Origin of the sequence: Acidovorax sp. ACV01 (assembly GCF_014851495.1) — a bacterium.
In the GTDB taxonomy this organism is placed as follows: Bacteria; Pseudomonadota; Gammaproteobacteria; order Burkholderiales; family Burkholderiaceae_C; genus Acidovorax; species Acidovorax radicis.
Map to the genome: position 1 here is coordinate 376390 of NZ_JACUZT010000003.1, position 14936 is coordinate 391325.

The window sequence follows — 14936 nt, forward strand, 5'->3', positions numbered from 1 at the left end:
AGACCGGTACCGGGACTGTGTAGCCAGCGCCACAGCGCTTTCACCTCCCTAGCGCTTCTTCGACTTTTCGTGCAAGGGCAGCGCCCATGAGCTGGCTGCCTGCCGTAGTGAAATGCCCTGAGTCAATGTACATCTGGACCCCCTCGCGGTTTATGTAGCAATACTGCGCATCGCAAAGCTCATCCAAGGTATTGAAGACATAAACGCCTTGGAGCCCAGCGATCAAACGGTCCACCATGGCGTCGTACTCTCGTCTTTCTGCCTCGACAGCATCCCTGGAACGCACGCACTCAACGGGTTGCCGCCGCCAGGCAGGCCGGACCTCGTCCAGGCAGCCAGTCACATTGAGCAGCACCGAATGGGTGGGAATGGACTTGACCAGCACCACCTTTTTCTGCTTTGCCAGCAGGCGTTGCACGGTACGCTGCAGCCCCCGTTCATAGGCCTGGGCTGACGTTTCGTCCGGTCCTGCGCCCTGGATGCTGCGCAGGCTGTTCCCCGTGAAATAAATCCGGTACACGTTGGACAAGATAACCAGCCGAATCTCAGGATCGGACTCGATGCGGCGCAGCACCTGCTCGGTCATCTCCACAGTGCCTACGTGCTCCGGATGGCGAGTGTGGCCATCGCGGTATTTGACGCCATCAAGGTAGGGCCAGCCGGGCGTGGCAGTGACGTCAACCCGGTCTCCGTACAGCACCGACAGGCCATACGACAAGTGCCCGGCATTGCTGTCCCCCAGCAAGGCCACACGGCCCTGGCTTTTCACCTCTGGCTTGTCATAGGCCACCAAAGCCGCATTCGGGTACGGTGCTGCAGTCAGTGGAATCTTGCCACTGGAGCCCATCCAGGCGAGCATCGCTACCATGGCCATCAACACCACCAGACCCAAGGCGAGGAGGTGCTTGCGGCCCACCCGCTGGACCAGCGGTCTTTCAACACCGTGGTGTGTCAGTACCGCCAGGACCACCGACGCTGCGACGGCCAGATTTCGATGGGAAGACGACCACTGCCCGTCACCGACCAGACGTGCAAAGACCAGCAGAGGCCAATGCCACAGGTACAACGGATAGCTGAGCCTGCCCACATAGACCAGCGCGGGATGCGCCAGCACTTTGCAGTTGAACCAAGCGTCCGGCCCCGCCAGTATCAGCAAGGCTGCAGCCAGTACCACGGCCACGGCGTAGAAGCCCGGGAAAGCGTCGGCATTCATCGACGCACCCTGGGTGGCGGCCAGCAAGGCAATGCCGGACCATCCCAACACGTTCCGGGCGCCCGGCACCTCAGGAACGCCAGTGGCCTGGCTACCGGGCCCCTGGCGGCGACGATTCCACTGGATACAGGCCATCAAGCCACCCGAAGCCAGCTCCCACAGGCGTCCGAACGGAAGATAAAACCCAGCGGCCTGGCTTTTGCTCGTGAGGAGCAGATTGACTACCAGCGAACCAAACAACACCGCCAGTGCAGTAGTCACCATCGAGCGCCTGGTGCGGTGCGCCCAGAGCAGAATCAATGGCCACACTAGGTAGAACTGCTCTTCCACCCCCAGTGACCACAGGTGCAGCAGCGGCTTGAGCTTGCTTGCCACATCCCAATAACCCGATTCCATATAGAAATGGATATTGGCGGAGAACAAGGCACTGAAAAGTGCCGACTTGCTCATCTGCCCATACTCGCCCGGGTACATCAACGCGGGGCCTGCGAGCATGCAGAAAAGCAACACAAGGGCCAGTGCGGGGAAAATCCGGTTCACCCGGCGAACGTAAAAATCGCGAATCGAAAACCGGCCGTCTGACAATTCCCTGCACAGGATGGCTGTAATGAGGTAGCCGGAGATAACGAAAAACAGGTCCACGCCCACATACCCATTGGGCAGCGTGGATGGCGAGGCGTGCACCGCAAGCACCATCAGCACCGCAATGGCGCGCAGCCCGTCGATGTCTGGTCGATATTCTAATTTATTATCAAGATGCACAATTGCCCCGCTGCGCAAACTGCCAATAGCAGCCGCTGCTATTTTTTACTGGAGGGGCAAATTGTTACATGAAATCCGAAAATCTAACGAAATTATTTAAACCTCGGCAGCATCGCTATGCAATCGAATCCGCAGCCTTGCCTTGCGGTACAGAATTTTTCGATTTGCGTTTCGCCATTCTCATGAACGGCTGCTCAATCCATCGATAGCTCAAATACGAAAGAAGCAGGGTTGCAGCAACTGATACAACTACCACCAGAGCGTCATTCTCTATTTTCTCCGAGACGATAGAAATGACGGGAAAGTGAATCAGATAAAAAGAATAGGAAATATCCGACAAAAAAACAACATACTTTTTATTGGTGTACTCCATATCCTTCAAAATAAGAAAAAGAGCCGCCACTCCAAAGCCGGTGATAAATATAGGGTCTGGAAAATGGGCCTTCCACGCGGACGACAAGACCACCGTCACCAAGAAGATGCATGCCAAACCCGCTTTATCAAAGCGAGGATTCTTTACAGCGATGTATGCGCCAAAGAAAAAGAACGGCAGCTGATTGATAAAATTATTGTTGACAAAGAAATATTTCAATCCAGGCTCCATCGTCGCCTGGGACGGGAAGTACGACGAGCCCCAAAATATCCAGACGTATGAAAACATCATGAACAGCAAGGTAATACCAGCTGGATGTTTCTTGAAACGGGCCGCACATAAAAATGCAAAAAAATACCAGGCCAACTCTATGGTCAAGGTCCAGCTGACGTGCAGAGAATCGTATTTGAAATACTGATCAGGAAACAGATGCTGCAGAAAAGTCAGATGAATCAGCAAAGCTTTAAAATCGATATCCATCCATACGAGTTGATTTAAAAAAATTGCAAATGCAATGAACCAGAACAAGTATGCAGGATATATTCTAAAAACTCGATGAATTACGTAATCTTTTGCAGAATAGCGTAGTGCACTCAAAATTATCAAATAACCACTGATTACAAAAAATATTTGCACCCCCACCCAACCACCGAAGTGTGCAATATAAGGCAGTGTAATATTGGCTATAGAATGGAGATGATGAATAAACACCAAAACCACAGCCAAGGCCCTCAAAGTTTCAATGGAAGGGTGCTTCAATTTTGAAAGGCTTTTCATTTTTTCCTGATGCAAGGCGTGGGGCATCGTGATGATTCTGTAAAATTTTTACGGCATATACTAAAAGCGATGCTTATTAAAAAATATTCATAAAGAGTGCGCAACTACCAATTCTGGTAGGGTCACTCTGCATTCATGATTTTTCACAACTTCGTTTTCGCGTTCAATCCGATTTTCCTGGATCAATAAAGAGAAGCTAAGCGCATATTTCTGTTCAGGAGTATTTGCAAGACGCTTATCTCTTCAGAGACTTCCGCTCATGCCCTCAAAACGGCGCCGACTCCGGATCCGTATCCACCGGGACTTGCGCAGGCCCCGTCACCACCCCACCAGCACCACTTTTTCGCGCAGGTGCTGAGGTCGTGGCGGCACGTGATGCCACGGAAGGCGCGGGCATGCTGCCTCCTTCCGAGGTCACTGCAGCTGCCGCACTGGCCACTCCACTCTCCGCCTCCCCCCCAAGCGCCTCGATCAGATCCGGAATCAGCTTGACCAGCTCTCCCGTGGCGATCGACACGTCGGTGTCAAAACCACCGTCATCCGCCTTGGTGCCTTCGAACACAGTGTCCAGAAACGACACCTTCTTGATCTGCAGGCCTTCGGTGAGCATGAACGACACGCGGTCGTCCCAGGTCAACGCCAGCTTGGTGGGCAGCTTGCCGGCGTCGATGTGCGCTTGCACCTCTTCGATATCGAGTGGGTGGCGGGCGTAGCGCACCACGGATTTTTCTTCGGTGGCGCTTTTGAGCTCGCATTCGCGGTCTACCGTGAAGCCCACGGGCGGCTCCTGCTCCTTGAGCCAGTGGGACATGGCGGCCTGCGGGCTGGTCTGGGTGTTGATGAGCGACACCGACAGCCCGGGCAGCGCTTCGATCAGCAGGGTGACCACTTCATCGGCCCGGCCCTGGCTGGACGTGTCCAGCACCAGCAGGCGCGATGCCGTATCTATCCACACCCACATCGATCCCTGCTTGGTGAAGGCCATGGGCAGCAGGTCGAGCTTGGCCTCGTCCTTCAGCTCCTTGCTTTCCTTCTTGCCAGGCTTGCGGCCGGTTTCCTGCTCGATGCGCTCGGCCTTTTCCTTCACGCGGCGGGCCAGCACGCTACCAGGCAATACCTTGGACTCGACCATGAAGCGCAGGATCCACTGGCCCCCGACCGATTCGGCGAGCGGGCCGTGCGCATCACCGCGCGGCGGCACCCAGCCCAGGGATTTCTCCTGCGTGGCGCCACATTCCAGGAAGGGCGCCTTGGCCAGGGCTTCTTCTAATTGCGTCAATTCAACCTGCCATTGCGGGGCAATGCGGTACACGATCATGTTCTTGAACACGGAAAACCTTTTGTTGGGAAATCGTTAAACAAACCACCGGCAAACGCCGAACACGCCATTGTCGGCGGTCGCTGCCAGCTCCCCTGCAAGCCCCGCCCCCGGTGCGAAAAGCACACGCTCATAAGCTAGTATTTTTATAGCTTAAAAAGCTTATAGATAAAGCGGTAGATACCATTTTCACCTGACATCTATTCGATGGAAGGCGAGCAGCTTCTTGTCACAACTTTACACAGCCTCACCCAACGGGTATGGCGGCGATACATGCGAGGCGGACACTGGCCCTCAATCGCCGGAACGGTCGTCCTGGCGAGCCCCCAACCCCTGTGAAAGGACTCACACCATGGTTTTCAAATTCCAACACCACCTGGCCGCCACCGCTGTTCTTGCTGCCCTGGCCCTGCCGGTGCTGGCGCAACAACCGCCCGCTGCCCCGCCTGCAGCAGGCGCCACGGCCCCTGAAGGCCGCCACAAGGCGGGTGACCGCCATGAACGCCACCAGGCCCACATGGCCCAGCGCATGGCAGCCCTCAAGGGCCAGCTCAAGTTGACTGCCGCACAAGAACCCGCCTGGACGGCGTTCACCGCCGCAATGCAACCCGGCGAACGCACGGCCCGCCTGGACCACAAGGACATGGACAAGCTGACCACCCCTGAACGCATCGACCGCATGCGGGCCCTGCGCGCCCAGCACGCTGCCGAGGCCGACCGCCGTGGCGAGGCCACCAAGACCTTCTACGCGGCCCTGACGCCCGAGCAACAGAAGACGTTTGACGCCCAGGCCCACCGGGGCCACCGCATGGGCGGCATGAAGGGCGAGGGAGAAGGCCGGCACGGGCACCACGGCATGCGCGGTGGCGAAGGCCACCATCCCAAGCCGCCTGCCGCACCCGCAAAGTAAACCTTTGGCCCAGGTCTCGGGTTCTACCGCTTAGGCGGTTGCCCCCTTCCTTCTTTCCTTTGCAAAGCCCGGAGTCCTCGACGGACCCCGGGCTTTGTGCTTTTTAGGGCCGCTGCAGGCGTCCATCCAAGCCCATTGTGGATAACGCTGGGAACAGTTCTGGCACAACCTGCAGGTTATCCACACCAAATGGCGATAGCTGGAAGTTGTTGTCTGCGAGCCCCGGCCTTTGTGCAGGCCGCCACACAGACTTTGCAGCGACGCAAGCCCGCGCCAGCATTGGTAAAAATGGGCTTGTCCACAGAAAGTGGCTCGCTCTACTACTACTGCTATTTATATATAGAACCATAAAAGAATAACCAGAACCCCTTCAGACAGGCCTCGCCGCACCACCAAGTCCAGGGCAATGGCCTGCAACGGGGACGGCAGACCTGGTGCTTGGGGACACCCCCAAAGGCACGGCGACCTGTCTGGCCAAGCTTTGGCGCCCATCGCATCCCGGGTGTGATAGGCCCCAACCACCCAAATTACTATCAATAAGATAGCTAAAACCGCTTATTCAATAAGCGCTGCGTGCCATTTTTTTCAAAAAAATCGGTGCAAATCCAGTCCAGTGCGTAAGACTGGGGATAGTTCTGGCACAACCACCTGGTTATCCACAGAAAAAGGCGGGCACCGTGTTTTGTCCCCGTTCCCACGACAGTGGCAAGAGGGTTCGGTGCACAGGGTTGGCGCGCGCGCAAGTGCCCGCCACACCTCAAGAAAAAGCGGTTGTCCACAATTCGGGGCGCCTTCTACTACTACGACTATGTATTTATAGACAACATAAGAAGAAGACAGAGGGACAACTTGGGGCGCAGCGGAGCGTCGTGGTGCCCATCTTCAGAAGGGGTTTGAGGGCGTCTGAGGTGGCCGAATGGAGGCAAGGGACAGCGTTGCAGCGAAAAAACGCAGCCGACGGCGGCGGGCGGGCCGACAGGGCGATGGGAAAAAAGCGGGGCCGCGTGGGCCGTCTATGCAGCGGCGGGGCGCAGGAAGGCCCCCAGAAGGTCCGGAGACAGGGGGCGGCTGAAGAGATAGCCCTGGTAGAGCTGGCAACCGGCGCGGGCCAGCAGCTCGCGTTGCTCGGGGGTCTCCACGCCTTCGGCGATGACTTCCAGGCCCAGGCTGCGCGACAGGCCAATGATGGTGTCCACAATGGCGGCGTCGTTCGGGTCGGTCAGCAGGTCGCGCACAAAACTCTGGTCGATCTTGAGCTGATCGAGTGGCATGCGCTTCAAGTAGCTCAGCGACGAATAGCCGGTGCCGAAGTCGTCCAGCGAGAACCCCACGCCGTGGGAGCGCAACGCCGCCATGGTGGCGATGGTGGTCTCCATGTCTTCCACCAGCAGGCTTTCGGTCAGCTCCAGCTTGAGCAGATGGGCTGGCGCCCCGGTGATGGCCAGCACGCGGGCCACATCGTCCACAAAACTGGCATGGCGGAACTGGCGCGAACTCACGTTGACCGCCATGGTCAGGTGCGCCAGCTGAGGATCGGCCTGCCAGGTGGCCAGCAGCTTGCATGCCGTGTGCAGCACCCAGCGGCCCAGCGGCAGGATGAGCCCGGTTTCTTCGGCCAGCGGGATGAATACGGAAGGGGGCACCATGCCGCGCTGCGGGCTGGCCCAGCGCACCAGCGCCTCCACTCCCACGCAGCGGCCAGACTGGTGCATCTGCGGCTGGAAGTGCAGTAAGAATTCCTCTTGTGCCAGTGCCGCGCGCAGGTCGGTCTCCAGCCCGGCGCGGGCCGTCACCACGGCCTGCATGTCGGGGTCGAAAAAGCGCAGTGTGTTGCGCCCTGCGGTCTTGGCCTGGTACATGGCCAAGTCTGCCTGTTTGAGCAGCTCGCCCACGCTGGTCTGCTCGCCGGTGAACGGCGCGACGCCGATGCTGGGCGTGCTGCGGTACTGGTAGCCCGCCAGTGCATAGGGCACGGCCAGCATGGCCAAAATCTTCTCGCCCACCCCGCGCGCGTGCAGAGCCAGCTCGTGGGGCTTGGGGCTCAGTTCTTCGAGCATCACCACAAACTCGTCGCCCCCCAGCCGGGCTACCGTGTCCACGCTGCGCACGCAGGTGTTCAGGCGCTGCGCCACCTGCTGCAGCAGCAGGTCGCCCTGGTCGTGGCCCAGGGTGTCGTTCAGGGTCTTGAAGTTGTCGAGGTCGATGAACAGCAGCGCCCCGCCCTGCTGGCGGCGCTGGGCATTGGCCAGCGCATGGCCCATGCGGTCCATCAGCAGCATGCGGTTGGGCAGGCCCGTGAGCGCGTCGTAGAAAGCCAGGCGCTGGATTTCACGCTCATTGGCCTTGCGCTGGCGAATGTCGGTGTTGATGGCCAGAATGGATTGCGGCTGGCCGTCGTCGCCACGCACCAGGGTCCAGCGGCCCTCGACCTCGATGGTGCTGCCGTCACGGTGGCGGTGCACGATCTCGCCCGTCCACTCGCCCTGCTCCAGCACCGTCTGCGTCGCATGGCGGAAATGGGCGGGGTCGTCGTAGAGCAGCGTCTCGATGGACTGGCCCAGCGCCTGCAACTGCGACCAGCCGTACAGGCGTTCGGCGCTTTTGTTCCAGAAGATGATGCGGTGTTCCAGGTCGCGCACGAGGATGGCGTCCTGGGCCTTGTCCAGCAGCGAGGCCTGGTGGCGGATGCGGGCATCGGCCTGCTGCCGGTCGATCTCGGACGACGCGCGCGCGGCGAAGATCTGCAGCGTGGATGTGATGAAGTCCGTTTCTGCAATGGGCTGGCGGAACAGCACAAACACGATGCCCACCACTTCGCCATCGGCGTTGCACAGCTGCTGCCCTGCGTAACCCTGCGCGCCCACATAGCGCAGCATCGGGGCATCGGGGTGCAGTTGCTGCACTTTGTCGGTCACCACGTGCGCGCGCTGCGACAGCAGCATGAGGCTGGGTGTGCCCTCCAGGCTGAATTCGTCGTTGGGCAACATCTGGCCATCGAGCACCGCAGCCAGCGTGGCCACCCGGGGCGGTCGCCCCTGCACGTCGGGCAACAGCCGCACCACGCAGCCGCCTTGGGCCCCCAGGGCGTCGGCCATGTTGCGCACCAGCTGCACAAAAAACTCGGTGCCTGTGCTGGCCGACACTGCCGCCGCCACCTTGAGCACCGAGGCCTGCAGCCGCTGCTGCGCCTTGTGCGCGCGCAGGCTGGTGATGCCAAAGGCCAGGTCGTTGGAGAGCTCCTGCAGCAGGGCCGCTTCTTCCGGGCTGATCTGCAAGATGTCGGGCGCGTAAAGGTACAGCAGGCCAAAGGTGCGGTCGCGGTTGCGATCGCGGTCCTGCAAAGGCAGACAGATCACGCCATGAAAGCCGTGGTCCAGCATGCGTTCGGTCCAGTCGGCAAAGTCACCCTCGGTGCGGATGTCCTGCACGATCACGGGTTTGCCCGAGCGCACGGCCGTGCCCGCCGGTCCCCGGCCGTAGGGGTCGTCGGCCGACCAGGAAAGCTGCAGGTTTTCGAGATAGTTCTGGTTGTACCCCGCATGCGCAACTGGCTCGATGGACTTGCGTTCGTCGTCCAGTGCAAACCCCACCCAGCCCATGCGGTAGCCGCCGATGTCCACGGCAATCTGGCAGATGGCCTGCAGCAGCGTGGTTTCTGACGTGGCGCGCACCAGGGTCTCGTTGCATGCGCTCAGCAGGCGCTGAGCACGGCCCATGCGGGCCAGCTCGCGTTCGGTGCGCAGGCGCTCGGTCACATCGGTGGCCAGCACCTGCCGCGCCGGGCGGCCATTGAAGCTGATGCTGCCAGCCGTGATCTCCACATCCATGAACGTGCCGTCCTTCTTGACGTGGCGGCTGATCACTGGTTTGTTGCGCTGGTCGATCGCAATCGCCTGAAGGGCTTCCCGGATGGTGGCGTGCCGTTCGGCCGGCCACAGGTCCGTCATTTCCATCGCCAGCAACTCGGCCTCGGTGTAGCCGTAGTGCGTTTCCATCGACTGGTTCACAGCCTGCAGGCGCAGCGTTTCCTTGTCGTACACCCACATGGGATGGGGATGTTCGTTGAACAGCATGCGGTACTGCTGCTCCGACGCCCGGAGCTGCCCGGCCACATGCCGCAGCTGCACCATCGCCCCCAGGGATTCGGTGAGGATCTCCAGGTGCGCCACATCGCGCCGCGAGAACGCGTTGGGCTTGTCCGACGTCACCTTGAGTGAACCCACCACCCCCTGCGCCGTGCGCAGCGGCACCGCCATGACCGAGCGCACGCCATGGCGGTGGGGCAGCGAGGCCATGTCCCAGCCCTCGGCCTCGGTGTCGTTGCACACCACCGTGCGCCCTTCGCGCAGTGCGGGCCACAGCAGGCTCTGGTCCACGGCCAGCAGATGCCCCACAGGCCGCACGTGGTCGCCTGCCGAGGCCTGCGCCACCAGCTGGCGGCCCTGCAACAGCTCCACCAACGCACCGCGGGCCAGGGTCTGGCGCAGAACCGTGTTGGCCACCAGCTGCAGCACTTCGGGCAGGGGCAGGTCCAGCGACGAGATGCGCTGCTGCACGTGCAGCAGCTCGGCATGGTTCTGGGCATCGCGCTGTGCGTCGAGTTCGGTCAGCTTTTGTGCGCTGATGTCGGTCATGCCGCCCACCATGCGCACGGCCTTGCCGGCCGAGTCACGAATCAGGAAACCCCGGTCCAGCACCCAGGCATACGTTCCATCCTGCCGCAGAAAGCGGTATTCGGCCGACCAGTGGTTGTCCGTGCCGTCAATGGCTGCGTGGATGCCGTGGAGGATTTCCTGGCTGTCCTCAGGGTGCAGCCGCAGTGTCCAGGAGGTGCTGTCGGGCGGAAGCTGGTCGAGCGGCACGCCAAACAGGTTCTGCATGCCTTCGTTCCACCACATGGCATCGGTGTTCAGGTTCCAGTCCCACACGGCATCGGCCGTGGCACGCGACACCAGGTGAAAACGCTCTTCACTTTCGCGGCGTGCCTGCCGGGCCTGGTGCTGGACCGAGATGTCCTGGAAGGCCCCCTGGATGCGGATGATCTGGCCACCGGCATCGCGCGCAGCCTGACCCGCCGTGCGCACCCAGAATCGCCCGCCACCGGGCATGGCCACCTCGGCCTCCATGTCGAACGGTGTGCCATGGAGCATGCACTCGTCAAACGCCTTTTGCATCGGCACCCGGTATGGCGGCGTGTACAGCTGCAGCACCTGGGCCAGGCTCCCCACGCGGTGGGGGAGCCCATAGGCGGCAGCGATCTCCTGCGACCAGGTCAGTTGCAGGCTGGGCAGTTCCACTGTCCATCCCCCGATGCGCGCAATCTGCCCCGCCACACGCAGCGCGTCGCTCTGGGCCAGCATCTCGGCGTGCATCTGGTCGCGCTCCTGCACCAGCTGGGCCAGCAGGCGCTTCTGGCGGCGCAGCTCCAGCTGCACCATGGCCTGCCCTGCGAGGATCTTCAGGCCGTCGAGCTGCTCGGCCCCCAGTGTGCGTGGCACGGTGTCCAGCACGGCCAGTGTCCCCAGCGCAAAACCTTCCGGCGTGACGAGCGGCACGCAGGCATAGAACCGGACGCGGGGTTCGCTCACCACCAGCGGATTGCCCGCAAATGCTGGGTGCTTGCTGGCGTCAGGCACCACCACGGCATCGCGGCTGCCGTCCAGTGCGTGGTCGCAAAAGGCGATGGCGCGGTCGGTCTGCGCGAACGGCACCCCCACCGCCGCCTTGAACCATTGGCGCTCGCTGTCGACAAAATTGACCACGGCCATCGGGCAATCGCAGATGCGCGCGGCCAGCGTGGCCAGTTGGTCAAACGCATCTTCCGAGGGCGTATCCAGAATGGCGTAGGACTGCAATGCGTGGAGCCGCGCGGCCTCTTGGGGTGCGTGCGCAGGCGGCATGGTCACGCGGGGGCAAGGCCCATGGGTACGCATCCGACCTCTGGGCGTTTTGCCGCCTGGGGAGGGTTATAGGGGGGCCGGAGCTGCGTCAACAACAAGGGAGTGGGGCGGTAAAGCGGCACATGCCGGACGGCCTAGCCGCTGCAGGAATCCGCAAACGCCGAGGCCACCACTGGTAAAACATCAATGCTACACCGCACAGGCCCGCGTTGACGCACCGCACCATGCGGGTTTGTCCCAAATGAAAAAACGACGACTTGACTGCGAGGGATGCGCGATCAGTCGCCAAGGCAACCTTCGCGCAACACTAGGCTTGCTAGCCTTCGCGGCATGCAGATCTCCGAACTTGCCCACCAGGCCTCGGTGTCCGTCCACGCCTTGCGCCACTACGAACGGCTGGGGCTGATTCGTCCGCACCGTCGGGCCAATGGATACCGGGACTATCCTGCCAGCATCAAGCGCGAGGTGGTTTTCATTGCCATGTCGCGCCAGCTGGGCTTTGCCCTGCCGCAGATTGCCCGGCGGCTCGATGACTACCGCGCCGGCACGCTGGGCATTGACGACATGGTGCAGGCCCTGCGGGAACGCGCGGCCGCGCTGGAGCAGCAGATCAGCCAGTTGCAAGCCCAAAAGCAGGTGGTGCTGGAACACCAAGCCTGGCTCGAAGCGCAACAGCGCAAGCGGCAGGCGCCACCCCCGCTGGTGCAGGCCGCCCAGAGCCCCCCTGCACCCGGTAAATGGCCGCGTGTGCGGCCCAAAACACCCATCAAGTCCTCATCCCAGCCCGCACCTCACAGGAAAACGCCATGACTTCGTCCCCACCGTCCACCTCCCACGTCGCTCAGTTGCAGACATTGGTTCTGGCCATGCCCATGGCCCGCACGCTGGGGCTGCGCTTCGTCCATGCCGAAGCGGGCCGGGTTGAAATGGAGATGCCAATCGGCGAAGCACTCTGCTTTCGCCCCGGCCAACTGCAGGCGGCGGCCGTGTTTGCCCTGGGGGACTTTGCCGCGGTGGCCGCGGCGGGCAGCGTGCTGCCGCCAGGCTGGACCAATGCCACGGTGGATGCGACCATCAAACTTGTGGCGCCCGCAAAAGGCACCTGCCTTCGGGCGCGCGGGTGTGTGGTCGATGCAGCGCGGCTGCTTACCGTGTGCGCGTCCGACGTGTTCGCGGTGGATGCAGGGGGCACCGAGACCCTGTGCGCCACCCTCCTGGCCACGGCCCGCAACATCGATCTCGCCGCTGCGAGGTAGGTCGTCAGCCGTACTGTTCTACAGGCGGCGCCCGCATGGTGCTCATGCCCGTGCGCGCCGCGCCCGCACGGCGGCCGCCAGCCCCTCCAGCACCGGAATGGTCTGCGCCATGCTGATGCAGGCGTCGGTCACCGACACGCCGTGTTGCAGCGGCTGGCCGGGAACGATGTCCTGGCGACCTTCCTGCAGGTGGCTTTCGATCATGAGGCCGGTGATGCGCTGGTCGCCCGCGGCGATCTGCTGAGCCACCTCGCCGGACACGGTGATCTGGCGCTGGTGCTGCTTGCTGCTGTTGGCGTGGCTCACGTCGATCATCACCTGCTCGCGCAGGCCCGCCGCCCGGAGCATGGCGCAGGCCGCATCCACATCGGTTGCGCTGTAGTTGGGCTGCTTGCCGCCGCGCAAAATCACGTGGCAGTCCTGGTTGCCGCGTGTCTCGAAGATCGCGGCCTGGCCCATCTTGGTCATGCCCATGAAGGCGTGCGATGCCTGCGCCGCCTGAATGGCGTCGCTGGCCACCTTCACACCGCCATCGGTGCCGTTCTTGAAGCCCACGGGGCACGACAGGCCGCTGGCCAGCTGGCGGTGGCTCTGGCTCTCGGTGGTGCGCGCCCCAATGGCGCCCCAGCTCACGAGGTCGCTGATGAACTGCGGGCTCAACAAATCCAGGAACTCCGTGCCCACCGGCAGGCCCACGGCCAGCACGTCCAGCAGCAGCTGCCGCGCCAGCTCCAGCCCTTCGTTGATGGCAAAGCTGCCATCGAGGTGCGGGTCGTTTATGTAGCCCTTCCAGCCCACGGTGGTGCGCGGCTTCTCGAAATACACGCGCATCACGATGAGCAGGTCGGCCTGCAGTGCATCGGCCTGTGCCTTCAACTGGTGGGCGTATTCCATGGCCTGGCTGTGGTCGTGGATGGAGCAGGGCCCCACCACCACGATGAGCCGGTCATCCTGCCCTTGGAGCACGCGCGAAATGGCGGCGCGGCTGGTTTCCACCAGCGTCTGTGCCGCATCGGGCGTGGGCAGCCATTCCTGCAGCAGAGCCGGCGTGATGAGCGGGCGCACGGCCTTGATGCGCGTGTCATCAATGCGCGTGGTGTCGTGGGTGGAAATGGGGGTGGCGGAGCGGTGTGCGTGGGTCATGGTGGCCCCGATTGTCGCGCGGCGCGGGGCAGCCACCGCAGGCAGATTCGGGCGAACACCTTTCTACCCATGGGCGACATCGGTAAAGACTGGCGCGCCCCAGGCGAGGGACGCAGAGCAAGGGCCGCCCCGCAGCGAGTGCGTCGTCCCCCTCAGGGGGAAGGCGCCGAAGGCGACTCAGGGGGAGCCGCTACGGTCTGCGGAACGCCGCATTCTGCCGCGACCAGTGCCGCGACTGCAGCTGGTCGAGCCGCACCGTGCCGCCGGTGGAGGGCGCATGTACAAAACGCCCTTCCCCCACATAGATGCCCGCATGGTTGGGCTGGCGGCCGGTACCGAACACCACCAAGTCTCCGGCCCGCAACTCGGCGCCGTCGATCGGGTAGCCCCAGCTGTTGAGCTGAGCTACCGTGCGAGGCGGTGGCGTGCCCACCTGGTTGCGGTACACATAGCCGATCAGCCCGCTGCAGTCGAAGCCTGAGTCGGGCGTGTTGCCGCCGTAGCGGTAGGGCGTGCCCACCAGCCCCAGCGCGTGGATCGCAATGTCGTGTGCCTGGTCCGCCGTCAGCGGCGGGGTCGTGCGGCTGGGCGCGGACGAAGATGGGAATGAAGTCGATGGGGGCCGTGAGGTGCCGCAGCCGGTCAGGGCGAGCAGGGCGGCGGTGCAGGCTGCAAAAGCCAGACTGTGAAAAACGCGCATGGACGCAAGGGTAATGGAGTTGTGGCGCGCCTGAGGAGGTTCCCCATGTCACCGAGCGGTTTTTGCGGTGTTTGCGGCCTCAGTGCTGGGCGGGGGCGTTCGGTGGTGTGCGGTTTTCACCATCGCCTTCGCGCACCATCGGCACGAAGGCGATACCCCGGGTCTGCACCGAAGGCCCGGTGGCAATGAACCCCATGCGTTCGTAGAAGCCCTGTGCGAAGGGTGTGGCGTTGACCGTAGTGCGCGCGCCGTGGCGTGTTTGCGACAACGCATGCAGCCACAATTGCCGCGCCCAGCCCCGCCTCTGGAAAGGCTCAGCGACGAACAGATGAAAAAGATGGCTGCCATCGCGCACCACGATCACGCCCGCCAGATCGTTTCTGCCTACCACCGCAACCCAGGTGGTGAACGCCGCCGTAGCCAGACGCGCGGCAACCGCATCGGGTTGCAGGGACTGCAGGAAATCCTCTGCCCCCCGGCCCTCCGGGTCCAGGGTGAAGAAGTGCGCTACGGACAGGATGAGCGCACTGATTCCTGGCGCATCCCCTGAGTTTGCTGGTCGAATTTTCATGGCCAGGCGTATC

10 protein-coding genes are annotated in these 14936 nt (G+C 62.2%); 3 read left to right on the plus strand and 7 right to left on the minus strand.

The window, feature by feature from the left end:
* Nucleotides 1-40: 40 nt before the first annotated feature.
* The 3 genes from IB243_RS10425 to IB243_RS10435 all read right to left on the minus strand — a co-directional run bounded on the left by IB243_RS10425 (nt 41) and on the right by IB243_RS10435 (nt 4455).
* Entirely contained in the window at nt 41-1975 is a 1935-nt protein-coding gene (locus IB243_RS10425; protein WP_192426810.1) for an acyltransferase family protein, read from the minus strand.
* Nucleotides 1976-2090: 115 nt separating this feature from the next.
* On the minus strand, nt 2091-3152 hold the full coding sequence (locus IB243_RS10430) for an acyltransferase (RefSeq protein WP_192426812.1): 1062 nt from the start codon (nt 3150-3152) through the stop codon (nt 2091-2093).
* Between the two features lie 238 nt (nt 3153-3390).
* The gene (locus IB243_RS10435; protein WP_192426814.1) at nt 3391-4455 is read right to left on the minus strand and encodes a recombination-associated protein RdgC; all 1065 of its coding nucleotides are present in this window, start codon (nt 4453-4455) and stop codon (nt 3391-3393) included.
* Between the two features lie 340 nt (nt 4456-4795).
* Between IB243_RS10435 and IB243_RS10440 the strand changes: the two genes are divergently transcribed.
* Entirely contained in the window at nt 4796-5353 is a 558-nt protein-coding gene (locus IB243_RS10440; protein ID WP_010465025.1) for a Spy/CpxP family protein refolding chaperone, read from the plus strand.
* A gap of 1013 nt (nt 5354-6366) precedes the next feature.
* Here the strand turns inward: IB243_RS10440 and IB243_RS10445 are convergent.
* Complete coding sequence (locus IB243_RS10445) at nt 6367-11253, minus strand: EAL domain-containing protein (RefSeq protein WP_192426816.1); 4887 nt, start codon at nt 11251-11253, stop codon at nt 6367-6369.
* Between the two features lie 330 nt (nt 11254-11583).
* Here IB243_RS10445 and IB243_RS10450 point away from each other — a divergent pair, with 330 nt between their 5' ends.
* The gene (locus tag IB243_RS10450; RefSeq protein WP_192426818.1) at nt 11584-12063 is read left to right on the plus strand and encodes a MerR family DNA-binding transcriptional regulator; all 480 of its coding nucleotides are present in this window, start codon (nt 11584-11586) and stop codon (nt 12061-12063) included.
* On the plus strand, nt 12060-12509 hold the full coding sequence (locus IB243_RS10455; RefSeq protein ID WP_192426820.1) for a PaaI family thioesterase: 450 nt from the start codon (nt 12060-12062) through the stop codon (nt 12507-12509). The genes IB243_RS10450 and IB243_RS10455 overlap by 4 nt, the downstream gene beginning before the upstream one ends.
* Nucleotides 12510-12551: 42 nt before the next feature.
* On the opposite strand, the gene IB243_RS10460 is transcribed toward IB243_RS10455, so the two are convergent.
* From IB243_RS10460 to IB243_RS10470, 3 genes are all read right to left on the minus strand, one after another.
* Nucleotides 12552-13652 carry a 3-deoxy-7-phosphoheptulonate synthase gene (locus tag IB243_RS10460; protein ID WP_192426822.1) on the minus strand — a complete coding sequence of 367 codons (1101 nt, stop codon included), beginning with the start codon at nt 13650-13652 and terminating at the stop codon, nt 12552-12554.
* A 190-nt stretch (nt 13653-13842) separates the two neighbouring features.
* Complete coding sequence (locus IB243_RS10465) at nt 13843-14352, minus strand: C40 family peptidase (RefSeq protein WP_192426824.1); 510 nt, start codon at nt 14350-14352, stop codon at nt 13843-13845.
* A 79-nt stretch (nt 14353-14431) separates the two neighbouring features.
* Nucleotides 14432-14923 (minus strand): GNAT family N-acetyltransferase, encoded by a 492-nt coding sequence (locus IB243_RS10470; protein WP_192426826.1) that lies wholly within the window; start codon nt 14921-14923, stop codon nt 14432-14434.
* Nucleotides 14924-14936 lie beyond the last annotated feature (13 nt).